The 24,277-nt window shown below is 44.2% G+C and carries 25 protein-coding genes, 1 rRNA gene, 1 pseudogene and 1 riboswitch (1 of these 28 only partly in view); of the genes and pseudogenes, 5 read left to right on the top strand and 22 right to left on the bottom strand.

Going from position 1 to position 24,277, the window contains the following annotated elements:
- The 7 genes from V3C97_RS00920 to V3C97_RS00890 all read right to left on the bottom strand — a co-directional run.
- A 16S ribosomal RNA gene (locus V3C97_RS00920) occupies positions 1-1,524 on the bottom strand (it extends 50 nt beyond the left edge of the window).
- 334 nt (positions 1,525-1,858) lie between these two features.
- Complete coding sequence (locus tag V3C97_RS00915) at positions 1,859-2,476, bottom strand: histidine phosphatase family protein (protein WP_009553865.1); 618 nt, start codon at positions 2,474-2,476, stop codon at positions 1,859-1,861.
- A 321-nt stretch (positions 2,477-2,797) separates the two neighbouring features.
- Entirely contained in the window at positions 2,798-4,105 is a 1,308-nt protein-coding gene (gene serS / locus V3C97_RS00910; protein ID WP_338434284.1) for a serine--tRNA ligase, read from the bottom strand.
- 308 nt (positions 4,106-4,413) lie between these two features.
- Positions 4,414-5,925: an amino acid permease gene (locus V3C97_RS00905; RefSeq protein ID WP_009553867.1), complete on the bottom strand. Its 1,512-nt coding sequence runs from the start codon at positions 5,923-5,925 to the stop codon at positions 4,414-4,416.
- 135 nt (positions 5,926-6,060) lie between these two features.
- A riboswitch (Lysine riboswitch) is annotated at positions 6,061-6,246 on the bottom strand.
- 114 nt (positions 6,247-6,360) lie between these two features.
- Positions 6,361-6,858: a GNAT family N-acetyltransferase gene (locus tag V3C97_RS00900; RefSeq protein WP_009553868.1), complete on the bottom strand. Its 498-nt coding sequence runs from the start codon at positions 6,856-6,858 to the stop codon at positions 6,361-6,363.
- Positions 6,855-7,682 carry a DUF805 domain-containing protein gene (locus V3C97_RS00895; RefSeq protein WP_338434283.1) on the bottom strand — a complete coding sequence of 276 codons (828 nt, stop codon included), beginning with the start codon at positions 7,680-7,682 and terminating at the stop codon, positions 6,855-6,857. Before V3C97_RS00895 ends, V3C97_RS00900 begins: the two co-directional genes overlap by 4 nt.
- A gap of 36 nt (positions 7,683-7,718) precedes the next feature.
- Positions 7,719-8,378, bottom strand: coding sequence for a phosphatase (locus V3C97_RS00890; RefSeq protein WP_009553870.1), 660 nt, complete (start codon positions 8,376-8,378; stop codon positions 7,719-7,721).
- A gap of 188 nt (positions 8,379-8,566) precedes the next feature.
- Here V3C97_RS00890 and V3C97_RS00885 point away from each other — a divergent pair, with 188 nt between their 5' ends.
- The 3 genes from V3C97_RS00885 to V3C97_RS00875 are packed head-to-tail and all read left to right on the top strand — an operon-like array spanning position 8,567 to position 10,898.
- Positions 8,567-9,412 (top strand): sulfite exporter TauE/SafE family protein, encoded by an 846-nt coding sequence (locus V3C97_RS00885; RefSeq protein ID WP_009553871.1) that lies wholly within the window; start codon positions 8,567-8,569, stop codon positions 9,410-9,412.
- Positions 9,412-9,798, top strand: a complete 387-nt coding sequence (locus tag V3C97_RS00880) for a DUF1634 domain-containing protein (protein ID WP_009553872.1) — start codon at positions 9,412-9,414, stop codon at positions 9,796-9,798. Before V3C97_RS00885 ends, V3C97_RS00880 begins: the two co-directional genes overlap by 1 nt.
- A gap of 35 nt (positions 9,799-9,833) precedes the next feature.
- A complete protein-coding gene (locus V3C97_RS00875; RefSeq protein ID WP_009553873.1) occupies positions 9,834-10,898 on the top strand; it encodes an LCP family protein in 1,065 nt (354 codons plus the stop codon).
- Positions 10,899-10,955: 57 nt separating this feature from the next.
- Here V3C97_RS00875 and V3C97_RS00870 read toward each other — a convergent pair whose 3' ends face one another.
- From V3C97_RS00870 to V3C97_RS00825, 10 genes are all read right to left on the bottom strand, one after another.
- Positions 10,956-11,399 carry a threonine/serine exporter family protein gene (locus V3C97_RS00870; RefSeq protein ID WP_009553874.1) on the bottom strand — a complete coding sequence of 148 codons (444 nt, stop codon included), beginning with the start codon at positions 11,397-11,399 and terminating at the stop codon, positions 10,956-10,958.
- A gap of 11 nt (positions 11,400-11,410) precedes the next feature.
- Positions 11,411-12,157, bottom strand: coding sequence for a threonine/serine exporter family protein (locus tag V3C97_RS00865; RefSeq protein WP_338434282.1), 747 nt, complete (start codon positions 12,155-12,157; stop codon positions 11,411-11,413).
- On the bottom strand, positions 12,150-13,346 hold the full coding sequence (locus tag V3C97_RS00860; RefSeq protein WP_338434281.1) for an MFS transporter: 1,197 nt from the start codon (positions 13,344-13,346) through the stop codon (positions 12,150-12,152). The genes V3C97_RS00865 and V3C97_RS00860 overlap by 8 nt, the downstream gene beginning before the upstream one ends.
- A 190-nt stretch (positions 13,347-13,536) precedes the next feature.
- On the bottom strand, positions 13,537-13,737 hold the full coding sequence (locus V3C97_RS00855; protein ID WP_009553877.1) for a cold-shock protein: 201 nt from the start codon (positions 13,735-13,737) through the stop codon (positions 13,537-13,539).
- Between the two features lie 156 nt (positions 13,738-13,893).
- Positions 13,894-14,544, bottom strand: coding sequence for a metal-dependent transcriptional regulator (locus tag V3C97_RS00850; RefSeq protein WP_338434280.1), 651 nt, complete (start codon positions 14,542-14,544; stop codon positions 13,894-13,896).
- A 26-nt stretch (positions 14,545-14,570) separates the two neighbouring features.
- Positions 14,571-15,467 carry an RluA family pseudouridine synthase gene (locus tag V3C97_RS00845; RefSeq protein WP_338434279.1) on the bottom strand — a complete coding sequence of 299 codons (897 nt, stop codon included), beginning with the start codon at positions 15,465-15,467 and terminating at the stop codon, positions 14,571-14,573.
- Entirely contained in the window at positions 15,464-16,345 is an 882-nt protein-coding gene (locus tag V3C97_RS00840; protein WP_338434278.1) for a hypothetical protein, read from the bottom strand. The genes V3C97_RS00845 and V3C97_RS00840 overlap by 4 nt, the downstream gene beginning before the upstream one ends.
- Positions 16,346-16,518: 173 nt before the next feature.
- A complete protein-coding gene (locus V3C97_RS00835) occupies positions 16,519-17,310 on the bottom strand; it encodes a hypothetical protein (protein ID WP_283147078.1) in 792 nt (263 codons plus the stop codon).
- 3 nt (positions 17,311-17,313) lie between these two features.
- Positions 17,314-18,189 (bottom strand): ABC transporter ATP-binding protein, encoded by an 876-nt coding sequence (locus tag V3C97_RS00830; protein WP_180849162.1) that lies wholly within the window; start codon positions 18,187-18,189, stop codon positions 17,314-17,316.
- A complete protein-coding gene (locus V3C97_RS00825) occupies positions 18,170-18,556 on the bottom strand; it encodes a GntR family transcriptional regulator (RefSeq protein WP_027826906.1) in 387 nt (128 codons plus the stop codon). Before V3C97_RS00825 ends, V3C97_RS00830 begins: the two co-directional genes overlap by 20 nt.
- Before the next feature lie 138 nt (positions 18,557-18,694).
- On the opposite strand from V3C97_RS00825, the gene V3C97_RS00820 reads away from it, so the two are divergent.
- Positions 18,695-19,330, top strand: a complete 636-nt coding sequence (locus V3C97_RS00820; protein ID WP_268889234.1) for a phosphatase PAP2 family protein — start codon at positions 18,695-18,697, stop codon at positions 19,328-19,330.
- 54 nt (positions 19,331-19,384) lie between these two features.
- Here V3C97_RS00820 and V3C97_RS00815 read toward each other — a convergent pair whose 3' ends face one another.
- Complete coding sequence (locus V3C97_RS00815) at positions 19,385-20,197, bottom strand: hypothetical protein (RefSeq protein ID WP_338434277.1); 813 nt, start codon at positions 20,195-20,197, stop codon at positions 19,385-19,387.
- A gap of 154 nt (positions 20,198-20,351) precedes the next feature.
- On the opposite strand from V3C97_RS00815, the pseudogene V3C97_RS00810 reads away from it, so the two are divergent.
- Positions 20,352-21,300 (top strand): annotated as a pseudogene (locus V3C97_RS00810) (IS30 family transposase).
- Positions 21,301-21,376: 76 nt separating this feature from the next.
- On the opposite strand, the gene V3C97_RS00805 reads toward V3C97_RS00810, so the two are convergent.
- The 4 genes from V3C97_RS00805 to V3C97_RS00790 all read right to left on the bottom strand — a co-directional run bounded on the left by V3C97_RS00805 (position 21,377) and on the right by V3C97_RS00790 (position 24,273).
- Positions 21,377-21,952 (bottom strand): DJ-1 family glyoxalase III, encoded by a 576-nt coding sequence (locus tag V3C97_RS00805; protein ID WP_027826903.1) that lies wholly within the window; start codon positions 21,950-21,952, stop codon positions 21,377-21,379.
- 21 nt (positions 21,953-21,973) lie between these two features.
- Positions 21,974-22,381: a DUF956 family protein gene (locus tag V3C97_RS00800; RefSeq protein WP_009553901.1), complete on the bottom strand. Its 408-nt coding sequence runs from the start codon at positions 22,379-22,381 to the stop codon at positions 21,974-21,976.
- A gap of 148 nt (positions 22,382-22,529) precedes the next feature.
- On the bottom strand, positions 22,530-23,450 hold the full coding sequence (locus V3C97_RS00795) for a PTS system mannose/fructose/sorbose family transporter subunit IID (RefSeq protein WP_009553902.1): 921 nt from the start codon (positions 23,448-23,450) through the stop codon (positions 22,530-22,532).
- Between the two features lie 16 nt (positions 23,451-23,466).
- The gene (locus V3C97_RS00790; protein WP_009553903.1) at positions 23,467-24,273 is read right to left on the bottom strand and encodes a PTS mannose/fructose/sorbose transporter subunit IIC; all 807 of its coding nucleotides are present in this window, start codon (positions 24,271-24,273) and stop codon (positions 23,467-23,469) included.
- Positions 24,274-24,277 lie beyond the last annotated feature (4 nt).

The raw sequence follows: 24,277 nt of genomic DNA, 5'->3' as shown, positions 1-24,277 counted from the left end.
TCACCCCAATCATCTGTCCCACCTTAGACGGCTGGCTCCAAAAGGTTACCCCACCGGCTTTGGGTGTTACAAACTCTCATGGTGTGACGGGCGGTGTGTACAAGGCCCGGGAACGTATTCACCGCGACATGCTGATTCGCGATTACTAGCGATTCCGACTTCGTGCAGGCGAGTTGCAGCCTGCAGTCCGAACTGAGAGCAGCTTTAAGAGATTTGCTAAACCTCGCGGTTTCGCGACTCGTTGTACTGCCCATTGTAGCACGTGTGTAGCCCAGGTCATAAGGGGCATGATGATTTGACGTCATCCCCACCTTCCTCCGGTTTGTCACCGGCAGTCTCGCCAGAGTGCCCAACTGAATGCTGGCAACTGACAACAAGGGTTGCGCTCGTTGCGGGACTTAACCCAACATCTCACGACACGAGCTGACGACAACCATGCACCACCTGTCATTTTGTCCCCGAAGGGAAAACCTAATCTCTTAGGTGGTCAAAAGATGTCAAGACCTGGTAAGGTTCTTCGCGTAGCTTCGAATTAAACCACATGCTCCACCGCTTGTGCGGGCCCCCGTCAATTCCTTTGAGTTTCAACCTTGCGGTCGTACTCCCCAGGCGGAATGCTTAGTGCGTTAGCTGCGGCACTGAAGGGCGGAAACCCTCCAACACCTAGCATTCATCGTTTACGGCGTGGACTACCAGGGTATCTAATCCTGTTCGCTACCCACGCTTTCGAACCTCAGCGTCAGTTACAGACCAGAGAGCCGCTTTCGCCACTGGTGTTCTTCCATATATCTACGCATTTCACCGCTACACATGGAGTTCCACTCTCCTCTTCTGCACTCAAGTTCCCCAGTTTCCAATGCACATCTTCGGTTAAGCCGAAGGCTTTCACATCAGACTTAAAGAACCGCCTGCGTTCCCTTTACGCCCAATAAATCCGGATAACGCTTGCCACCTACGTATTACCGCGGCTGCTGGCACGTAGTTAGCCGTGACTTGCTGGTTAGATACCGTCAACAGGTGAACAGTTACTCTCACCCGTGTTCTTCTCTAACAACAGAGTTTTACGATCCGAAGACCTTCTTCGCTCACGCGGCGTTGCTCCATCAGACTTGCGTCCATTGTGGAAGATTCCCTACTGCTGCCTCCCGTAGGAGTCTGGGCCGTGTCTCAGTCCCAATGTGGCCGATCAGTCTCTCAACTCGGCTACGTATCATTGCCTTGGTAAGCCGTTACCTTACCAACTAGCTAATACGCCGCAGGTCCATCCAGAAGTGATAGCAGAGCCATCTTTAATCATTTGACCATGCGGTCAAATGACCTATGCGGTATTAGCATCTGTTTCCAGGTGTTATCCCCCGCTTCTGGGCAGGTTACCTACGTGTTACTCACCCGTCCGCCGCTCATCGGTAAACCATCGTCAATCGGATGCAAGCATCTTCAATCAGTTGGGCCGATGCGCTCGACTTGCATGTATTAGGCACGCCGCCAGCGTTCATCCTGAGCCAGGATCAAACTCTCGATTTAAAATCTTAAGTCGATTAGACTCGTAAAAATTACTAGCGAATTGACATTCGCAAATGTTTTGCTCTTGCGTCTAGCAAGAAGCCCTACACATTTGATTTGTCGAAACTTTATTCAGTTTTCAAAGATCTACTTTAAAGTGTTTTTGTTAACACTTAGATAAGTATATCATTTTTTATTGATTTGTCAACTCTTTGTTGAAAAAATTTTAAAAAAGACAACTCACATATGTTACCAAACCAAAAAGGAAAAAGCAACACTTTTAAATTAACTTGCCATTGCCGTAGCAACAACGATTACTAATATACCAATGCCACAATCTTTCGTCAACCACTTTTTACAGAAAATCTGTTTTATTCCATTCTTCTAATGAAAAATGTTCAAAATCATCAGTGGCAACAACCGATACGCTCGTGTTATCCACCAAGCCCCGTTTCTTAATTGTGGTAAAGTCATCCCCCAGCAATGCACCAATCACTACACTAATCGTAACTGAGTGTGCAACAACTAAGATACTACCTTGTGGATGCGCAGCAAAAACTTCTTTCAAATAGTCCTTTCCCCGCTGCATGACATCTGTGAAGCTTTCGCCCCCAAATTCCGCTCCTGTATAATTAGCTGGGTCCTTATAGAACCTTATCATAGCAGGATCTGCAATATGATCGCGAATCTTGTCACCATCCCAATCACCAAAGTCGATCTCCCGTAAGGCCGGAGTTGTAATCAATTCATACTGACGTGGAATAGCACTGAGGGCAGCACGTGCAGTGTCAACAGCCCGTTTCTGACTACTTGTGACCACAGCTTCAAAGGGAACGGTCGCTAAATATGCCCCTGCTTTAGTTGCATTGCGCAACGCTTCGGGCAACAATGGCGAATCAACCTGCCCGCCTTGTAATCTTTCTTCCTGATTATAAACTGTTTTTCCGTGCCGTAAAAAATAAAACTTAGTCATCGCTATCCCCTCTTTATCACATAACTATACCTACAACTTTAAACTATTTTCCTCGATAAAAGCAATTATAAAACGCCTTTGCCCTCGCCATTAAGTTCAATCATCAAAATTTTATTACATACAAAGAGAAGCTGGGGAGAAAACAATATTTTCTCCCCAGCTTCGTTATTTATTCTCTAATATCTCACAGATGACGCGGAAAATACCCGCAAGTTTTAGTATCTAAGGACGAACGAAAGTCGCTACATCTTGTACCAACCATCATCCTAACTTAGTTCAATAACCTGCTGCAAAGGTTATTCCCCATCACCTTTGAACTAATTATTTCCGCGCCTTGCTCCGGAATGGCACTGCGTTTTCTTTGGTAATCTTAGTGATTCCATGGAAGTATGGCACCAAGACTTCTGGTACAGTAACGGAACCATCATCATTTTGATAGTTTTCTAAAATAGCTGCTACTGTCCGTCCAACTGCTAAACCTGAACCGTTCAACGTGTGAACATATTGGAGCTTGCCATTCTCATCCCGATATTGCGTGTGCATCCGCCGTGCTTGGAAGTCTAAACAGTTAGAACAGCTTGAAACTTCCCGATATTTATTTTGGGCTGGCATCCACAGCTCTAAGTCATGGGTTTCCGATGCTGTAAAGCTCATATCTCCAGTAGTTAGCTTGATAACATGGTATGGCAAGCCTAACTTCTGCAAAATGTTTTCAGCATTAGCAGTCATCTTTTCTAATTCTTCCCATGAATCTTCTGGTTTTGTATACTTAACCATTTCGACCTTGTTAAATTGGTGCATCCGAATCAAACCCCGGGTATCCCGTCCGGCAGCACCTGCTTCAGACCGGAAGCATGGGGTCAAGGCAGTCACATACACTGGCAATTCAGCTTCAGGAATAACTTCACCAGAATAATAGTTAGTCAAAGGAACTTCAGCCGTTGGGATCAACGTCATGTCTTCACCGTTAACTTGGTAAACCCCTTCTTTAAACTTAGGGAATTGACCAGTCCCATACATTGCTTGTGCTTTGACAATGTATGGTGGCAATACTTCGGTATAACCTTCCTTCATGTGTTCGTCTAACATAAAGTTATAGACGGCCCGTTCTAATTGGGCACCTAAGCCTACATAGTACACAAAGCGGGCCCCTGAAACCTTGGCTCCACGGTCAAAGTCAAGAATCCCCAATTCTTCGCCAATATCCCAGTGATGCTTTGGTTCGAAATCAAACTCACGAACGTTCCCCACCTTACGCATCTCCACCGCGCCTTCTTCAGTCAAGCCTACTGGCACACCTTCATGTGGTACGTTAGGCAAACGGGACAGTTTATCATTCAAGATTGCATCATTGGCTTCAACTTGTTCGTCCAATTCTTTGATCTTTTGACCCACTGCACGCATCTTAGCAATTGCTTCATCTGCAGGTTGCTTTGCCCGCTTAGCTGCCCCAATTTGCTTGGAAGCTTCATTTCTTTCTGCTTTGAGATTTTCTGTTTCTTGTAACAGTTTCCGCCGCTTTTTGTCCAGCGCAATCACTTCGTCAATCTCAGCTGCAGGCAACCCTCTTGTGCCTAACTTTTCTTTATAAAAATCTGGATCTTTACGGATTTTTTTAATGTCAATCATGCTTAATCCTCCTCATACAAACCTTTGCCACTTACACTTTAGCAATCAAAAAAGAGCCCTCTCATCCCCAATGGGACGAAAGGACTCTTTCGCGGTACCACCCAAATTCAACCATCGTTGGTTGCACTTAACATAATAACGGTTTCCCGTGCAGCATTACCTGCCCATACAACGCTCGCTGGAGTTTCGGTTACGGCTCACACCAACCGCCGCTTCTCTGACAACCTACTTATGGCGAACTCAGATGTTTGATCGCTTATTAATTACCCATATCATAATATGTTCTGACTGGAAATTCAAGCACCCGCTTATTTCTTTTCTTCAGCCTCTTGGGCAGCAAACTTATCTGCTAATGCTTTCTTTTGCTTAGCAATCTCTGGTTGGGTCAAATCTACTTGATCCAAAGGAATCATATGAGTGTGATGCTTGATCTTGTAGTAGAAGAACAAAATCAAGAACAGCGGCACAGACATGTAAGAGATCAAAATTGCTTGCCAATCAAAGTGTGCAAAAGACTTCAAGTCCTGTCCAATAATGACTAAGATACACAAGACAAAAGACAAGAGGGGACCAAATGGGAACCACTTAGCACTATAAATCAATTCATCAGTAGAGTGCCCTTGGACCTTGAAAGCCCGTCTGAACCGATAGTGGGACACGGCAATCCCCACCCATGCGATAAAGCCGGTCAAGCCAGAAGCAGCTACCAAGAAAGTATAAATCTGGTCACCCCAAATACTGGACAAGAACGTAAACAAACCAACAGCAGTAGTCCCAATCAAAGCCGGGAACGGAATTCCCCGCTTGTTAACCTTCTTAAAAATAGCCGGAGCCTTGCCATCTTCTGCCAATGAGAACAGCATCCGTGTAGAAGCGTACATCCCGGAGTTAGCAGCAGAAACAACTGAGGTTAAGATGACGGCATTCATAACCGAAGCAGCTGATGCCAACCCAGCGCGCCGAAAGACCAAGGTAAATGGACTAATAGCAATATCAGATGCACTGGAACCAAGCAAGTTGGGACTAGTATACGGAATGATACATGCAATCACAAAGATCGCTAAAATATAAAAGAGCAAAATCCGCCAGAAAACTTGCTTAATAGCCCGTGGCACACTTTCAGCGGGATTTTCTGACTCCCCAGCAGTAATCCCAACTAATTCAGTCCCCTGGAAAGAAAAGCCGGCCACAACGAAGACAGATAGGATCGAAGGAATGCCCCCGACAAATGGCGCTTTCTTATAGAAGAAGTTGTCCAAATAAGTAGCATGGCCCCCCATGATACCAATAATTGTCAAAAGACCTACGATCAAGAACACAATAACAGTAACCACCTTGATTAAAGATAGCCAATACTCTGTTTCCCCAAATGACCGAACAGACAAGGCATTAATCAAGAAGATCACCGCTAACGCAATCACACTCCATGTCCATTGCGGAATATGTGGGAACCAGAACTTCATCACTAAAGCAGCAGTCGAGACATCCACCGCTAAAGTGATCGCCCAGTTAAACCAGTAGTTCCATCCCATTGCAAATCCAAAAGCCGGATCAACAAAGCGGGCAGAATAGGTTGCGAATGATCCGGTAACCGGCAGGTAGGTTGCCATCTCACCCAAACTGGTCATCAAGAAATAGACCATTAAACCAATTCCAACATATGCAACGATTGCTCCGCCAGGTCCGGCTTGCGAAATAGCTTGCCCGCTGGCAACGAAAAGACCAGTTCCGATACTACCACCCAATGCAATCATTGAGAGGTGACGCGTTTGGAGCGAACGCTTAACGTGGTTCTGGTCTGACTGTGTTTGTTCCTTCATAAAAGAAACCCTCCTTAACAAAATACAGACAATACATTGTTAGAAAGAGGCTTATGGGAAGCTTCACCTCTACAGCATTCCCTACGAAAATCCTTAATGAGGGCTCACCTGTCGGTAAACCTAAATTAGATCTCCCCGTACGGTAGCGCTTTCGCTTTTTGTCAAACAAAAAGTAGTGGTTCTCAGCTTATTAAACTAAGACCCAGCGACATGTCATAAAGCTACGTGTCACTTCGGCGAGTACTCCTTTTACCGTCATTCATAGATCGCTTTACTATCTCCAGACGGTGACTTTTAGCACCCGCAACCTCTAACCTTTCTCATAATAACAAACAACTTCCAAATTGCAATAACATTCTCAATTAAAAAAAGCAGAATGCGACACTAATCTCTTTTTAATCAAGATTTGTCATCATTCTACTTTCACTAACCCATTTATATATTCAATTGATAGCCTATTTGGAGACCTGTATTCAGGCTGATCTCTGGTGCTGGCAGGCGTTTAAAACCATTCTTTTCCAAAACCCGTTGTGAGGCTATATTATCTTGGTAAACATAGGCCTCAATCACTCGGTAACCTGCTTCTTGTGCCCAGATAATAGCCAATGCTACCGCCTGGGTTCCTAAACCTTGCTTCCAATAATCTTGATTGAGGGCATAGCCCAACTCAACCTTCTGTTCATCTATGCCCTGGTCTGGGTCAAATATCGGATATAAACAAACATTTCCAATTACTTTTTGGCTGGTCGTCAATACCACTGCCCGTCCGGTCATCTGCAGCCGACGTAAGAAAAACATCCCCTGCCCTAAAGTAGTGCATACCGGAAAGTTAGCTGCTTGCGCCACAGCCGGCTGAGAAGCATAGTCTATGACATCATCCAAGTCAGCATCTCGAAACGGGCGAAGACTAACTCGAAACCGATTCGCAATCATGGTTGATCTTGATGATGTTTATCGTCATCATCAGACTTATCATCTTGCGCATCCTGCTCATCCTTGTGCTCATGATTTTGTTCATCATACTGTCGTTTTAACTGTTCTAACTGCCGTTCGATTTCTTTTTCCATCTGTTGCCGAACCTCTAGTGAAGGGCGCAAGGCAAAGAACCAGATAATCAATTCACCGACAAACGGAATGAACCGCAAAATCATATAACCAACTGGGACCCCGGCATCCCGAAACCGGCGAATAGAAGCTGTAAAAGTCGGCACAAAATACACTACCGTGGTCACTAATAATAACAGTTCTAATAGCGTAGTATTCTTTACAAAGCTCATGAGCAACTCAATAACTACTAAGAGAAGGATCACCATCCCTAAGTAACCCCACCAGTAGTCCGCTAAGCCCATCCGTCCCTGAACTTTGAAGGAATCACGTAAAAGCCGCCGGGTTGAATTAATAAGTCCGGGACGCTTGTGTGGCGGGAGATCTTTCGGATCGCGTTTAATTACTCGTACTTCAATCCCCGCTTTTTTCATATTGGCAACCAAATTGTTAAGCTCACTATTGGATGCATCATCTAACCCAGCAATTGTTTTCTCCGGTTCAGGCTCGTCTTGTGGTCGCTCCTTCCAAATAATCAACGCTTGGTCCATTCCACAATAGCTACAATAATTAGCATTGACCGGAATATCTCGCTCGCATTTCTTACACTTCTTGGTTTCAATATTCGGTTGTCCCAACTCCTGCACTGTTCCACAGAATGCACACTGCTGCTGGTTATCATCCAGCTGGTGGCCACATTTCTGACAATACATTCAATCACCTTTCTTTACTAACACAATTTCTACTCATTAAAAATTCGAATCCTTTAATAGGGGAATTCGCTGTAAGCGGTGGGCAACTGAACGGTACACAATACTTACAAAAGCAACCCAGAAGAAGCCTAAAAGCAAAGCCCCAACTGCGTCCATGGGTTTATTGGCACCAAAGTAAATACATGCCTCAACGGTCGCCAACAACCATACCAAGAGTACAAACCCTACTAAGATAGCCAAGGCACGATCGCGAAAATAAGGCAAAAAAATTGCATAAACAATTTCCAGCAATAGTACCATTCCTAAAACATGGAGCCCAGGAAAAGAATAGCTGGTTCCATACTGGATATCTCCAGTTATCATACGAGCTCCCCACCGTAGAACCCACGCCAATACCAAACCTAAACTAACAGTCAATCCAACCCACAGGGCGGGAATCTTCCACCGCATCGCCCACAAAACCACCATTAAAATAGCCGTATAAATCAAGGCCATCGTTGAGTTGGATAAGATATTAATCACATTCAAAAAAGTTGTTTTGGTTTGGGTAACTTGCCCAATAGCCAGCAGCGTCAGCCGTTCATTGAGGTGCGGTAACCATGCTGGATTGACCAACTCGGCCACATACAAAGCTACAAATAGCACTAACGCAACGATCCCCAATGGTCGACGCCGATATCTTTCTCTAACTAGCATTCCACCACTTCTTATCCTTTTTGTATTTTTTATGATACATGATACTCATCTAATAATTATACCATGGTTGATACCTTAAACTTATTTTAAAAGGAATTGATTTTATACTTTTATTTGCAATAAAAGTATTACTATGAAATAGTTAATAACATAATATAGTAAATTACATTTATAAGGGGAGATTTACTGTGCTACATACCGCTTTACTTATGTTCCTCGTGGGTGTTTTTGCTGGTACTCTGGGAGCTATCCTGGGAATCGGCGGAGGGATGATTATCACTCCTATCGTCACTCTCGCTATGGGGTTAGATATTAAATATGCTATTGGCGCTAGTATCATTGCTGTTATCGCAACTAGTTCCGGGGCAACCATTGCTTACCTGCGCGATGATGTCTTAAATCTGCGGGTAGCGATGTTTCTTGAGATTGCGACCACTATTGGGGCCATCATTGGGGCGCTCTTGACCGGAGCGATGAGTCCGGCTGTCCTGTATTTTCTCTTTGGAAGTCTTTTAGTCTTTTCTAGTTGGAACATGGTCCGCAAACTCCGTGCCGGCAAGGAAGTCCTCCACGAATCACAACCCGATAAATGGGCCGAGTTTTTCAAACTAAATAGCTCTTATTACGATAAGAACCTGCATAAGCAAGTTGATTACCAAGTCAAGAATATCCCAGCTGGTTTATCAATCATGTTTGGAGCTGGCCTGGCTTCTGGGATGTTAGGCATTGGTTCTGGGGCTTTTAAAGTAATGGCAATGGATAACGCCATGCATATGCCACTTAAGCCATCGAGTGCCACCAGTAACCTCATGATGGGGGTAACCGCTGCTGCTAGTGCCACCGTTTATTTTTTCAATGGTTCAATCAAACCCTTCATTGCTGTGCCACTTTCCTTGGGAATCCTCGTTGGAGCTGCCATTGGTAGTCGGGTTATGCAACACCTCCCATCACGGGTAATTCGGATGATCTTTATTCCAATCTTGTTATACCTAGGTTTACAAATGATCTTTAAAGCGTTTGGGGTGACTATTTAATGAATAAGAATGACAACAAGCAACAACATAACGTTGCTCAAGAAATGGCTGATATCGAGCTTATCATCGGCAAAATCATGCGGATTGGTGTGATCATCGCCGCCGCGGTCATGTTAATCGGCCTGATTATGTTACTTATTACCGGGAATGGTGGTTACTATGCCAACAGCTACCCAACAACCCTTACTGCGATCTGGCACGGTCTTTTCTTGGGACGGCCTTTTGCCTATATGATGGCTGGAACTTTCTTACTTATTTTAACGCCAGTTCTGCGGGTCATTGTTTCAATTTATGCATTCTTTGTCGAAAAAGATATGCTTTACGTGGTAATTACTACCACTGTTCTCTTAATTTTAGTGGTATCATTTATTATCGGACATAATTAATTATTTAATCTATTATTTTAAAGGAGATTGTCACTATGGGACGCCATGACTATGACAACCAACAACCAGATACTGATTCATCCCGTGAAGCATCCGGGCACCACCAGCTCAGCCCGGGAGTCCTCCTAGCTCGTAAGATTTTTTTCGGGATCCTCCTGGTCGTCGTAGTTATCATTTCTTGGGGACTTATTCGGGCATCGCACCTGTATACCCAAGCCAAGACGACTTCACAAAAAATTTATGCTCCGGTCCAAGTCACTAAACAACGTAAGACCCATACTTTATTGCAGCAAGGGCAGCCAATATCCATCCTACTTATGGGGACCGACACTGGGGCTTACGGACGGACATACACCGGACGAACGGATACGCTTATTGTGATGGTCCTTAATCCGGAACGTAAAAACATGACCTTAATCAGTCTTCCACGTGATGCTGCTGTAACAGTTAGCGACCACGAGGAAGAAGGTGTCGCCAAGCTCAATTCTGCCTATACCTATGGCGGACCCAAAGCAGCGATTAAAACCGTTCAGAACTACCTCAACATCCCTATTGATTACTATATGCTGGTCAACATGGGGGGCTTATCTAATATGGTAAATGCAGTTGGTGGAATTGATATCAAACCACTTTTGACCTTCAAATACTACTATAATTTTACTAAGGATAAGCTGACCCATATGAACGGGGACATGGCGCTCCAATACTGCCGAATGCGGCATGATGATCCACTGGGCGACTACGGACGGCAAACCCGGCAACGCCAAGTGATGATGGCTGTCTTGAAAAAGGCGATCAATATTAAAGCCATGGCAACCGATGAATTTCTCAAATCCGTTACTAAGCAAGCACGAACAGATCTCACCTTTGACGACCTGACAATGTTAGCCCTGAAATACCGTCAAACTACTACCAAAATTGATTCTACCCACCTGCAAGGTGTCGGCAAGGAAATCAACGGGGTTGACTTTGAAGTGGCTTCACAAGAAGAAAAACAAAAGATCACTAACCTTATTCGTAAAAATCTCAACCTTGAAGTCCGCACTACCGGTTATGATAGTAATATCTCGCCCTATCAACCCTTACCCAACAATCAATAACTAAATAAATGGGGGACCATTAATCACATTAAGTTGGTTAATGGTCCCCCGTTTGCTTTATCTTTTTTGTTTAGTCCAAAATTTGAAATAAGCTTGCGCAATAATTTCTGCCACTAAAAAGCCCATCGCAATCGCAGCCGCAATCATCGTTACCTGAATTAGGTACTCGATTGCCAAATCATTATTCCCCAAAGCAAAGTTTTGTACCGCTCGGTAGGCCTGACCTCCGGGCACTAATGGTACCAGACTAGGAATATTGAACAAAATCATTGGCATCCGGTGCCTTTGGGCAGCCATCATCGCTCCAATTCCAATAGCAAAAGCAGAGCAGACATTGGCCAACATCACTCCAAACGTTATTGCCTTGATTGCTAGGTAAATCGCCCAGCCAAACGCACCCACTAAGCCACAAGAATGTAGTGCCTTACGTGGAATATTAATCAAGATCCCAAAAGCTACTGTGGCTAAGTAACTAAGAGCAATACTTATAATTGTTGTCATGTCCATCCCTCTTATAAATACCGAAAAATTACTGCAACACCTGTTCCTAGAGCAGCTGCTACTAATAGAGCCTCAATTCCCCGGGCAATTCCACTTAAAATATGTCCCGCCAAAAGATCGCGAACTGCATTCGTAATCGGTACACCAGGAACTAAGGGCATCAACCCCGCAATGATAATCATATCTAAACTCTTGCCGAACCCCGAACGCACACACAATAAGGCTGTCACGGCAATTGTAAATGCCGCAATAAATTCGCTCCCAAAACGAAAACGAAAGTGCCGGTTAATCTTGCTATAAATGGTAAATCCCAACCCACTAGCTAGTGCTGTGGCTCCCAGATTCCCCCAGTAGCCACCATACATAATCGACAAAGTACACCCCACAACAATGGCCGCTAGTAGTTGACTTCGAAAGGAAAAAACCGGTACTGCTAATGTTAATGCCTGCAAGTTTTCATGCGTTTCCTTGAGACTTAGTTCTTTGTTCGCAAAGGCACGGGAAATGGCATTGACCCGGGCAACCTTCTCTAGATCAATAGAACGCGATAAGACTGGTTGGACTTCAGCCGTTTTTTTAGTTGGAATTGACATCACAATTCCCGTAGTAGTTTCAAAGATCCGCGGATCCACCACCCCCGCACTCCGGGCAATCCGCTCCATTGTATCGTGCACTCGGGTCATATCTGATCCGCTTTCGATCATTATTTTTCCAGCCAACAATACCGTATCAACAATCATTTCATTCTTATTAAGCATGATCTTTCTTCCTCAAATTTGTGCGTACTAATGATACCAGTAATATACCACTAATTAAGATTAAAAGAGCCATACTGATAAATAAAGTATTATATGTCAAAAGGTCAATGATCACCCCGCCAAATAGCGGACCGACTGCTCGTCCCGCCGAGAAAGCAACATTGACATTGGCCTGGTACTTACCTTTTTCATTCAAGCCACTGAGTTCGTCGACTACTGCCGAAATTGTCGGGAAAGTATATACCTCAGCGACCGTAACTAAAATCATCGAAAGGACAAAGCCACTGTACTCGCGGGCAAAGGTCAATGAGAAAAAGGCAACAATGAACATTGCAGTTCCACCAAACAGCTTGTAGAGGGTATTGACGTTGAAACGTTCATCTACCCAACTAATCACTGGCTGACTGAGAACGATAATCACGCCGTTCAGTGTCCACAACAGACTGTACTTAGCCATATTGATTCCCTTGGTGCCCATGTATACCGATAGGTTACTGGACCACTGGGAATAGCCTAATTGAATACAGAATGCCACCAGCAAAATTCCCATAATCACCCGCACAGCTGCCGAACTGGTAGTGGTGGTCTTAGGATCCTTATTGCGTCGCTTCTTAGCATGATTAGTAACTGGAAAGTAGCAATAGAATGCGATTATCAAAAAAACAAAAATCATAATAGCGTTAATTACAAAAATTAATGTGATTGAAATATCAATAATAAAACCAACGCACAAAGTTCCCAGCACTACCCCTAGATTCATCATAAGGTAGGTAATATTGAATACGTATCGGGATGTATACCGGGTAATACTGGTTGCCATCGAATTCAAAATAGTATTAGTAATTCCAATCCCAAAAGCATCTAGTAATAAGAAAATCGGGTAAGCCGGCCACCCATTGTAAAAAATCAGAATCGTGACTGCTAGCAGCGAGAGGCCGATCGATATTAATAACCACCGGCGGGGATTGAGATGATCGTAGATGTATCCTCCAAGGTAACTTCCCCCAATCATTAGCAGTGAATCTAAAAACAAAACGATCCCAGCAACTGTCAAACTCTCATGTAGATAGTTATGCATGTAAATGGTCGTCATCGGCCACATAAAACTTGAGCCGGTAGAAGCAATGAGGTTCCCTACTGCTAACCAAAATAATTTCAGTTCTCTTTGCGGTGCCACACTGGTTTGCACTCTTTCTCCTCCCTCCGATAATAAAAGACCAAAAATGTGCGAGAAATAACCTTCTCAGCAAGTCGTTCGTACTTAACTTACAACCTTACAATTATTCCCCATGTTATTTATGTAACATTAGCGTATAAAATAGAGGCTGAGAAAACTATGTTTTCCCAGCCTCCTTGGCAATCGTTAAAAAGCTCGCAGTTTAGTCCTTAACAACGTTGACTGCTTGTAACCCACGTTGACCTTCTTCAACATCAAAGCTAACGTGTTGTTGTTCTTCTAAGGTCTTGAAACCTTCGCCTTGAATTGCTGAGAAATGAACGAAGACATCATTACCGTCTTCACGAGTGATAAACCCGTAACCCTTGTCTGCGTTAAACCATTTAACTGTTCCTTGTTCCATATTGAAACTCCTCCTTGTGCTGTAGCACGCATACTGTAATTTCTGCTGGGTAAAACCATAATCGAAGAAGTTTAAATACAAAACATCTTAACCACGATAACCTTTACAAAAATCCACTTTTAATTGTATCACACAGCTATTGTTAATAATAGCAAATCATTTTACAAACACATAATGAGCTGCTTTAAAACCAACTGTCGTTGTTTCGCCAGTTGCAACCACTTTTAAGGTGATTGGTCCTTCAAACGGTGCATGGTCAACCACCAAAATTTGCTCACCTAACTTTAAATCAATATCGCCCATGTACTTCAACAAGTCACGATTATCAATAAAACGTTCTACTGTTACCGTGGTCCCATCAGCAATATCTGCTAGTACCGTATGACTGCCTTCTTGATAATCACCACCATCCTTAGGTGGGATCACTCCCCCATGTGGGCACTGATCAGGATAATCTAGGAACTTCTCCAAGTGATCCATCAAGTTTTCACTCGTAACATGTTCCAAGACTTCTGCATCACCATGAACATCAGAAAGGTCATAACCCAACTTATCAGTTAAAAAAACTTCCCATAAGCGGTGGCGGCGTACCAACCGTTCAGCAATCGTCCGTCCCTTAGCCGTCAGTGAGATCCCCGCGTACGGTGTATGGGCAACTAACCCCTCTTTAACCAGTTTACCGACCATTTCAGTCACTGAACCCGCAGCTACACCGAGGGCCATGGCTAGTTGCTTGTTGGCTACTTTCTTTTGTTTACCACCTAACTCAAATATAATTTTGAGATAATCTTCTTTCTTCGGGGTCACACACTCCACCTCCACAATTTAGGGTTTCATCTTTCCTCTTTAAGGTACCACAAAACTTTTTGGATATCCATTGGCAAATCACTGGTTAGTACATGTTGCTCCTCCGTAAATGGATCAACAAACCGCAAATAATGCGCATGTAACGCCTGCCTTTGCAAGGGCGTGTCCATCCGCCCACCATACAACTCATCTCCAATCAATGGGTGTCCTTGACTAGTAAAGTGCGCACGGATCTGATGAGTCCGTCCCGTATGCAGTAGTGCTTCAACTACCGTTGCTCGTGCATATTCTTTTTTGACCCAGTATTCGGTCAACGCTGGCTTCCCCGTAGCGTCTACCCCATAGCGAAAAGTATCTGCAATCCGCCCTAAAGGTACATCGATTTGTCCATGTATCGTAGACATATGCCCTGCCACTACTGCCGTATATTTTTTCACAATCTGATGATTTTCGACCTGCTTATTGATCAATCCCTGAGCCAGGCGGTGTTTGGCAATAAGGACTAACCCACTGGTAAAACGATCTAACCGGGTAATCACATGCGGGACCAAATCCTTAGCACCTTGGGCTTGCAAATAACCTTTGACGCGGTTAACTACGGTATCTGTGCGGTTACTAGGCCCGGGAACGCTCGTTAACCCCGCTGGTTTATCAATCACTAGCCAGTTACTATCCTCATATTTGATTACTAGAGGCTTATTATTAGCTGGAATCTTAGGATCGGCTTTTTCGGGCGGCAGGATCAGTGTCACTGCCACTGGTCGAGTTAATTCGTACGCCAACCGGCGCTTTTTACCTGCAACAATAACGCGCCCTTCGCCCTTGTTTAGCCGACTAGTAATCCGGTGGCTAATGCCATACCCCTGCAAGAACTTTTTTACTGTTTCCGGTTGGGTATCCGTTTTGTGCCATGTAAATTTCATTTCTTCCTCCGTTTATTGCGGACTAAATGTATCAGCCCTACTAGTAGTAATACCATACTTATTCCTAGCCACAGGTAATTCAGTATTTGCCACTGGTCCAGGAAATTAGGCACCAAATCGGCCACGATAGTAGCTGCTACTCCTGTATTTGGAGTTAAATTTAAAGCCATGAGGTGGTCATGGAGCAAACTATAACTCCCCCAACTGAGACCACCACTGACCAAACCAGCCCAACCCCAATAGTAAGCCAGCCATAACAGTGACCTTGTCCGCCACAAGGTAATAATACCCATGATGAACAGCCCCACGCTTCCACTAATCAGAAGCACCATAGTGGCCTGCTGAATCGTTTGCAAATACGGAACCAACTTATCAAAACCTAGGCCTTTCATTCGGTTGTCAGCTAACTGTTGCAGATCGCTAACCAATGCCCGCTTGAAAGCTGCGTCTATTTCTTCACTTTGCTGATTACCTGCACTAGCTAGCCGTTGGTCAAAATTTTTCGTTATCTGATCGGTAATTTGTTCAATTGGAACAAAGTCCTTCTTACCGGCATACAAATTAGTAATTCCCTGCTTTAAATCCGTCCGAATCTGCGCAGTGGTTAGCAAATCACGTGTCAGATCCGGAGAAAGAGAATAAAAGATAGCTCGATTAGTAAAGCTACGATTTAATCCCTGTTGTATTTCTAATACTGCCTGGTCCGACATAATCGTCCGAGCAAAAAATTGTGAACTAGCAATTGTGGTCTTCAACAAGATGCCGATCAACAATAAAATCCCAGCAATAAACGTTCCCACACCATACCAACTACTTCTCTTTACTGGGGGCTGAGCTGACGCCTGATGACGGCGTAAAGGTAAATCTAGTTCTGCCATTGCAATCATTCCTTTGATGAATAGTATATTTCTGCTTGGCGCTCCCGCAACAGACACCTGCATTTACGTTCTGGGTTCGTGTTTCAACGTACTTAGTAGATTCTTTTATTATACCGCACACTGTTTTGATGCAAGTATAAAAAAGAGGCGGGAATTTCCCCGCCTCGACAATATTAATCGTTACGTAAGTATAGATGATGGAATGTCCAGTAACTGACCAATAAGGCTATAACTGCTGTCACTCCATCCAGTAATAATGAATATGGTAAGGAAGTAAGGACACTTTGATCAAGATACCTTAACAGATTAATCATCATGTGTTCTTGGTGTCTAACCATCCAGGTCAAGATGACAAACATCAGGTAGTTTCCTCCGACCACAAGGGCGATCCCTACTACAACTTGAGCTTTACGCGTGAGGAGACTAAACAAAGCGCCAACTGCCATTGCCCACAACCAGGCCTCCAGAGTAAGGACTACCCCATAAATAATCATTCCGGCGATGGTCCAACCAAGATGAGTTCCGCTCAAACTTGAAGCATGCCCGAACAGTTCAAAGAAAATTGAATCGCTAATATCTGTTTTAAGTTGGTGCAGATAAGTAATCCGGTTAGAAAGAGCTTGGAAAGGAACCTGTGTAGCAAAATATAACAGGTAGCTCAGCAAACGGGTTAAGGCCCCAGCAATCACAATTGCCCAAACTTTACCTTTCCAGTATGTCCTTCGGGAAACTCCATTTTGGATCAAATACTTAAAGTCTGGGTATGTATAAAGAACAAAGAAACCCATTATTACCGTCATTCCTCCGATTGGGAGAAAAGCATAAGTTTCATAGAATGTACCATTCGTCTTAAAGATGTTGGCTACTAATGATAAACCTAGTAGCGTTACCAGCATGATGACATAATTGCGTAGGTACCGCTTGGTCAGAATCTGAGCAACTTTTCTAGTTCGTACATCTAGCATTGCTTAACCCTCCTTTCTTTCTGTGGTTTGTTGGGTCAAGTAAATAAACAGTTTTTCAAGAGGCATTTTTTCCAGATAAACTGTATCCGGCAAGATCCGCATTTCTGGCAAGTCATCGTACACATAGTAACCGGTCATGCGTCCTAGTTGTTCCTTGCCGATCACATTTAGTCCTTCCACATATGCTGTTACCTCTTTTTCTGGTCCCGTTACCAAGTAGGATTTGGTCATCATTTCATCAACTTCTTCATCCAAGATGACCTTTCCTGCTGAAAGAATCACTGCATGCGTAATGATATTAGCCACCTCTTCGATCAGGTGCGTTGACATAATGAATGTCCGCGGTTTTTTAGCATATGTATCGATCAGTTCTTGATAAAACATATCCCGGTGGTTAGCATCCAGCCCCAAGACTGGTTCGTCGAGTAAGATATAGTCAGCTGTTACTGTCAAGGCGATGATATCTTTAAAAATAGACCGGTACCCGGTTGAAAGTTGACCATACTTTTGATCAAGATCTAATCCAAACTTTTGCGCCAAACGTTCAGCATATGCCTGATCCAACCCACCATAAAAAGCGGCTGTATCTGCTAAGATGGTCGCTAATTTAAGATTTTTAGGATATAAATTACGTTCTCCCATTACATAAATTCGTTGCAAAGCAAGGTCATTGTCTACCACACTGTGCCCATCTAAGGTAATCTCTCCATCTTGAGCAAAAATCCGGTTAGCAATCAAGGATAGGAGGGTCGTTTTACCAATCCCGTTCCGACCTAGCAATCCATAGATTGTCTGCGGTTGAAAGGTCACCGAAATATCCTGCAAGACCTCTTTTTTCTTAAACTTAACGCTTAAATGGCTAATCTTTAGTCCGTTCATCCTTGTTCCATCCCCTTTGAATCAATTGCCATAATTGTTCTTCTGTTAACCCCAGTTTTTGTGCTTCTTGAACCAAGCTGACGATATAGTTTTTATAAAACATATCTTGGCGTCGTTGGGTAACTCTTTCTTGTGCCCCACTCTTAACAAACATCCCTAGCCCCCGTCGCTTTTCTAGCAGGTCAGCAGCTACCAATAAGTTCATCCCCTTGAGGACCGTAGCCGGGTTAATATGGTATTGTTTAGAGATTTCGGTTGTTGAGGGGACTCGTTCCCCCTCCGCAAAGGTCCCGGTAAAAATCGCATCTTCGATCTGCTCAGATACTTGCAAGTAAATCGGTTCGATACTGTTGAAATTGAAATTCATCATCGCGTTCTCACCGCCTATCTCTCCTCGGTTAGTTACTTATGTAATTAACTATAATGGTTTTGCATTATTTTTGCAACTTTTTTCTAGAAACCTATGCTACACTGAACAACAGAAATACATTGAGGTGAACTATTCATGTTTGACTATCGCAACAAACGACGCTACCACCTGGTTTGGCTAGTAATCTACACTATTCTTTTTGGGTGGTTAACTTTTTTAGTGGCCCGGCATAGCCCCGTTATTACTGCTCTTGACCGTACTATCCAAGGATGGCTTATTCCTTTTACCAATCCGCAAGTTACCAAAGTTGTCGTTTTTCTCACTAACCTGGGTAGTCCAACCATGGGGGTCATCTTGGGACTGATCGTTTGCATCACTTTATTACTCCTTCACAACCGGGCAACCTTCCTCTGGGGGGCAGTCTTCCTAATTAGTGGTAACCTCATCAATAGTGTCGTCAAACACATCGTCCACCGAACAAGACCTAGTGACAAACTTGTTCCCCAGGGAGGATTCAGTTATCCTAGTGGTCATACCCTGAGTACCGGGTTACTGGTTATGCTTCTGTTGGCGCTCATTGTCAGTCAAATCCACAACCGGGCCGTTCACGACCTCTTAGTCTGCCTTGGCTACTTGTGGATTGTGGTTATTGCGTTAACCAGGATCTATCTTCATGTGCATTTTCCTTCCGACACAATCGGAGCTGGGCTTTTGTTGGGAATTATTTGGAACGTAACTCTCCTGTGTTATCCTTATCATCAATTTCAGTAATTTAAAAGCGCTGGACGAGAAATTCTCACCCAGCGCTTTTTAAGCATTGCAAGCTTATTTCAAACTAGCGGCACTTACTATTAAAGCCTGATAATTTTTACTCTTTAATGTATAGACGGCATTCCCTTTAACCCAAGAAATGGTACCACCGTTATCTACCTCAAAGGTTCCAGCTCCCCGTGTTTCCGGCACTGGCAACGCATATGCTTGGGTTAAGGCCACTACTTTGCGGGCTGTTTTCTTCGGATCCTGTCCTGCTACTGCTGATCCCCGAACCCCTAATGACCACCGACCTTCGTTCCAGTGGAGGTAACGTTGGCCCGCACCAGAATTAACTGTTCCGACAATGTTGTATCCCAAGTCAACATGAGGCAACTTAACCTCTGCTTTCCCATCTGAATACTTGACCGTAGCTGTAGCTTCAGTCCGGGACCCATATGTCTTTTTGGATAGTGTCAGGAAAGGCTGGGAATCATTCAGGCGTGAATCATTGAGCGCCACTCCCCGATTATGCCCGTAAAAATCAACCGTATAGTTGTTTTGATCTCCACTATAACGAGCATTTTCTACCCCATTGATTAGGTGGGCGGTAGGGAACTTCTCATTTGCTCCCAACTTTTGTTTGAGCTGTTGGCCTAAATCAACCAGACGCTTGCTATCCTCATCAGTGGTAGCAGCTGAACTACTGGTAGCTTCACTGGAACTTGTCTGCCTTGTACTTGACGAAGCTTGCTTCTGCTCTGTGGACGCCTTTTTCTCTGTCTTGCTAGCCGTAGTTTGTGTGTCATGCTTAGTATCTGTGCTCTTACCACAACCTGCTAATAGCAAGCCACTAAGCAAAACAATTAGTAATTTACTTTTACGCATATAAAATCCTCCCCGGAAGTATTCCCACTACTACCTTTAATTTTATTACATTTTTTGATTATTTCACGCGGTTTGTAAAATTAAGTTAGAAAAATAAAAAGCCATTTGTGGTAGACTTTTGAATACCCATACAGCAAAAGAAAGGACACCACAAGTGACCTACCATCATCTTACCATAGACGAACTAACGATGATCGCTAATTTTCGTGACCAAGGAGTAAAAGCCTACCGGGCCGCCAAACTTTTGCATCGGAGCTTAGAAACCGTCTATCGAGTTTATCGCTTTCTGGCCGCCGGCCACACGCTCCAAGAGTATTCGTAAAAACAAGGCTCATTGCGGTCGGAAGGCCATTCAATTGCCCACTGATGAGGCAACTTATATCAAAGCCAAAGTGGCTCAAGACCGGACGCCAGACACAATCATGGGACGCGCTGAACAACCACTCAGCTGTAGTATGCGGACGCTTTACCGCCTTTTTGAGCGGGGTACCTTTGATGTGCGGACTTTGCCGATGAAAGGCAAACGTCGCCCCAATGGTTACATAGAACGGCGGGGGAAGGCTGGTCAACTTGGCCAAAGCATTCACCAACGGGCTATCGACTTTCCCAACTTTAACCGTAAATTCAGCCACCTTGAAGCCGACACCGTCCAGGGCAAAGGACATCAGGGCGCCGTTATGACTTTGGTCGAACGGACTTCCAAAGTCGAAGTAATTCTTAACGTCCATAGTAAGACGGACACCAGTGTGACCCAGCACTTACAGGAATGGCTGGCAAAGTTTCCACTCCACTTCTTCAAGTCGATTACCTTCGACAATGGGAAGGAGTTCGCTGACTGGCGAGCAATTGCCAACCAATTTGACCTCCAGACCTACTTTGCCGAGGTGGGGGCACCTAACCAACGGGGGTTAAACGAGAACAACAACGGCCTTCTGCGGCGCGATGGGCTCCACAAAGGCCGCGATCTCCGCCACCTAGTTGATGAAGAGGTTGCTCAAATAATGAGCTACCGGAACAACATTCCTCGTAAGTCATTGGGCTATCAAACACCTTACGAGGTATTCATGAAGTATGTCACTGATGAGCAACTACTTTTTTTCTAACTTAAATTGACATTTTGGGAAATAAAAAAAAGAGGTTGGTGAAAACTGAATTTTCTACCAACCTCTAACTCAAGTATTAGTGTTTTCTTGTAAAAAGATAGTTCCACAGCATTGCTTCCTTCTGTGGTGCAGGATCAACGCCCAGTACTTCAGCAATCCCAAACGCAAAAGCCAATGCCGTTGCCGGTCCCCGACTAGTTAAAATCTTGTGGTCCTGGTCGACTACTACCATCTCCTCACTAAACCGTGCTCCTGGTGTTTCACTGGCAATATCGTCCTTCATTCCTGGATACATTGTGAAGGCCGTATCCGTGAGCAAGCCGTACCGCGCTAAGGCGATGGGAGCAGCACACATTGCAGCGTTCCATTGCCTAGCTTCAGAGCGGGTTTGCATCAGATGCTGCAATTGGGCACTGTCACGCAACCGTTGCGCCCCACCAGAGCCGCCAGGGAGGACTACCATATCATAGGTTAGAAGATCGTCTCCCACAACTTTATCACAGGTCAGGGCAATATCATGTGCCCCCATAACATGGATATCATCCAAGCCAACCATGTCACAGGACACCTGTAACCGGCGTAAAACATCCACTACTGATAAACCTTCAATTTCTTCACACCCATCAGCAAAAATTACCGCTACTTTTGGCATGTTATTTCCTCCCTTTTTAGACTACTTATTCTTACGTTGCTTAAGCTTTTTGATATCAGCTTTGACCCCTGTCTTAACAATTTGGCTAAAGGACCGCGCCGTCGCAAATTGTTCACGTGGTAAATATTTGTGAATTGCTCGGATCACTTCCCGTGGTCGTTTAACCGCGAACATGTAAGTCCCATTGCGCTTGGTTTCAAAAGCAATCCGTGGGATCCACCGTCCTCCAAACAGGAGGGAAACACGAACCGTTTTTACTTCCGTCCATGGAATCTGAGCAAAGTTCTTCGGATTTTGATCATCATAAAATTCAAATGCTTTATTACCAACGCTGGCCATCCCATATTGATTGAAGCCCATAAATGAAGTTGCTTTAACTTCCAAATCAACATGTTCGTTTTGTGATTCTACTAACCGTTCTGTTGCCACTCTTTTGCCTCTCTTCATCGTATTATTGTTGTCATTCTACCATAAATTTATTGTCCTAATGTAAATGAGGTCTAGAACCCGTTTTCGAATTCTAGACCTCATCCCGTTCGCGGATCACTCCGTTACGGTTATCCCTTCGTATTCAAAATTAAAGGATCCCCAATACGTGGAAGACAATCCCCACGATGAATAAACCAATGATGATTACGATTGGAGAAACGTTCTTCTTCAATAACCACATACAGAAGAATGTCAGTAAAACAGCTGCTAAGCCTGGAATCAATTGATCCAAGTTGTTTTGCAATGTTGTTACCTTGTACTTATCTAAGGACAGACCCTTACCCAAGTTGTATTGAGTCAAGGCTTCCTTGATCCCTGCAGAACCCTTTGGTAACTTGTCCCATTCAATATAAGCACCTTTTTGTTGCTTAACAGTTGAAACAACTGGCGTGAACTTGATGGATACCCAACGTTCTACCAGGGCACCCAGGATAAACATCCCCAGGATAGAAGCACCCTTAGTGATGTCTTGCAAAATACCACCAGAAAGGTCCTTAGTAATTTCGGAACCGGCACGGTAGCCCAGTTCTTGAGTGTACCACATGAAGGCCCAACGAATAATGTTCCATAATACGAAGAACAAGATTGGTCCCATGATGTTACCACTCAGGGCAAGGGAAGCACCTAAAGCCCCTAAGATAGGCCGAACAGTAAACCAGAAGACAGGGTCACCGACACCGGCCAAAGGACCCATCATCCCGATCTTAACCCCTTGAATAGCAGCGTTATCGATTTCAGCACCATTAGCTCTTTCTTCTTCGAGGGCTAAAGTAACCCCGATAACTGGTGAAGCTAAGTATGGGTGCGTGTTGAAGAATTCCAGGTGGCGTTCCAAAGCAGCTTTCCGTTCTTCTTCAGTCTTGTAAAACTTCTTTAAAGCAGGGATTAATGCGTAGCACCAACCACCATTTTGCATCCGTTCGTAGTTCCAGGAACCTTGTAAGAAGGTTGAACGCCATGCAACATGTAAACGATCACTCTTTGTTAAAGTAATTCTTTTTTCAGCCATGTTTATAACCTCCCTCTTATTCGTAGTCATTCAAGATATCGCCGAGTGGATCACTTGAGCCTTGGCTAGCATTAGCATTGCCAGAGCCACCAACTTTTTCTAAGTGCAAGTAGATCAAAGCAAGAGCAACACCGATTGTCCCGAGGGCGATCAGAGTTAATTCTTGCAAGGCAGCGATAACGAAACCTAAAGCGAAGAATGGCCATACTTCACGGGAAGCCATCATGTTGATAACCATTGCGTAACCAACGGCCACAACCATGCCCCCACCGATAGCCATACCTTCATTTAACCATGCAGGCATTGCTTCGAGGGCACTTCTAACAGTTGCAGTAGGGATAGCTAATAACAGTGCAGCTGGAATAGCAATCCGTAAACCTTGTAATGCTAAGGCGATTAATTGCCAAACTTCGATAGTCCGGAAAGAACCCTTCTTAGCACCGTTATCCATGATGTGAACAATCGCAGTTGAGATTGTCCGCACGATCATAGTTAAGAACAAGCCAGCAACTGCCAAAGGAATAGCGATTGCGATCGCAGAATTAACACCCTTAGTCCCTTGGTCACCTAAAACAAGAATAATAGCAGATGCAACAGATGCCAAGGCAGCGTCAGGGGCAACCGCAGCCCCGATATTAGCCCAACCTAAGGCGATCATTTGTAAGGAACCACCTAAAATAACACATTCTGGTAAGTGGCCTGTTACTAAACCAATCAATGTACATGCAATCAGGGGTTGGTGGAGTTGGAATTCATCCAAGATCCCTTCCATACCCGCAAAGAATGCAACAATAAATACTAGAATTGCTGAAATTGCAGACATAATT

The sequence above is a fragment of the Ligilactobacillus saerimneri genome, from assembly GCF_036689625.1.
Classification (GTDB): Bacteria; Bacillota; Bacilli; order Lactobacillales; family Lactobacillaceae; genus Ligilactobacillus; species Ligilactobacillus saerimneri.
The sequence above is the reverse complement of the archived record's forward strand: the minus strand, read 5'-3'. Positions and strand labels throughout refer to the sequence as shown.

Excerpts from the sequence above, each read along its gene's own strand:
- V3C97_RS00915 (WP_009553865.1), bottom strand. The coding sequence starts at position 2,476 with ATGACTAAGTTTTATTTTTTACGGCACGGAAAAACAGTTTATAATCAG.
- serS (WP_338434284.1), bottom strand. The coding sequence starts at position 4,105 with ATGATTGACATTAAAAAAATCCGTAAAGATCCAGATTTTTATAAAGAA.
- V3C97_RS00905 (WP_009553867.1), bottom strand. The coding sequence starts at position 5,925 with ATGAAGGAACAAACACAGTCAGACCAGAACCACGTTAAGCGTTCGCTC.
- V3C97_RS00900 (WP_009553868.1), bottom strand. The coding sequence starts at position 6,858 with ATGATTGCGAATCGGTTTCGAGTTAGTCTTCGCCCGTTTCGAGATGCT.
- V3C97_RS00895 (WP_338434283.1), bottom strand. The coding sequence starts at position 7,682 with ATGTATTGTCAGAAATGTGGCCACCAGCTGGATGATAACCAGCAGCAG.
- V3C97_RS00890 (WP_009553870.1), bottom strand. The coding sequence starts at position 8,378 with ATGCTAGTTAGAGAAAGATATCGGCGTCGACCATTGGGGATCGTTGCG.
- V3C97_RS00880 (WP_009553872.1), top strand. The coding sequence starts at position 9,412 with ATGAATAAGAATGACAACAAGCAACAACATAACGTTGCTCAAGAAATG.
- V3C97_RS00875 (WP_009553873.1), top strand. The coding sequence starts at position 9,834 with ATGGGACGCCATGACTATGACAACCAACAACCAGATACTGATTCATCC.
- V3C97_RS00870 (WP_009553874.1), bottom strand. The coding sequence starts at position 11,399 with ATGACAACAATTATAAGTATTGCTCTTAGTTACTTAGCCACAGTAGCT.
- V3C97_RS00865 (WP_338434282.1), bottom strand. The coding sequence starts at position 12,157 with ATGCTTAATAAGAATGAAATGATTGTTGATACGGTATTGTTGGCTGGA.
- V3C97_RS00855 (WP_009553877.1), bottom strand. The coding sequence starts at position 13,737 with ATGGAACAAGGAACAGTTAAATGGTTTAACGCAGACAAGGGTTACGGG.
- V3C97_RS00845 (WP_338434279.1), bottom strand. The coding sequence starts at position 15,467 with ATGAAATTTACATGGCACAAAACGGATACCCAACCGGAAACAGTAAAA.
- V3C97_RS00840 (WP_338434278.1), bottom strand. The coding sequence starts at position 16,345 with ATGGCAGAACTAGATTTACCTTTACGCCGTCATCAGGCGTCAGCTCAG.
- V3C97_RS00835 (WP_283147078.1), bottom strand. The coding sequence starts at position 17,310 with ATGCTAGATGTACGAACTAGAAAAGTTGCTCAGATTCTGACCAAGCGG.
- V3C97_RS00830 (WP_180849162.1), bottom strand. The coding sequence starts at position 18,189 with ATGAACGGACTAAAGATTAGCCATTTAAGCGTTAAGTTTAAGAAAAAA.
- V3C97_RS00825 (WP_027826906.1), bottom strand. The coding sequence starts at position 18,556 with ATGAATTTCAATTTCAACAGTATCGAACCGATTTACTTGCAAGTATCT.
- V3C97_RS00820 (WP_268889234.1), top strand. The coding sequence starts at position 18,695 with ATGTTTGACTATCGCAACAAACGACGCTACCACCTGGTTTGGCTAGTA.
- V3C97_RS00815 (WP_338434277.1), bottom strand. The coding sequence starts at position 20,197 with ATGCGTAAAAGTAAATTACTAATTGTTTTGCTTAGTGGCTTGCTATTA.
- V3C97_RS00805 (WP_027826903.1), bottom strand. The coding sequence starts at position 21,952 with ATGCCAAAAGTAGCGGTAATTTTTGCTGATGGGTGTGAAGAAATTGAA.
- V3C97_RS00795 (WP_009553902.1), bottom strand. The coding sequence starts at position 23,450 with ATGGCTGAAAAAAGAATTACTTTAACAAAGAGTGATCGTTTACATGTT.
- V3C97_RS00790 (WP_009553903.1), bottom strand. The coding sequence starts at position 24,273 with ATGTCTGCAATTTCAGCAATTCTAGTATTTATTGTTGCATTCTTTGCG.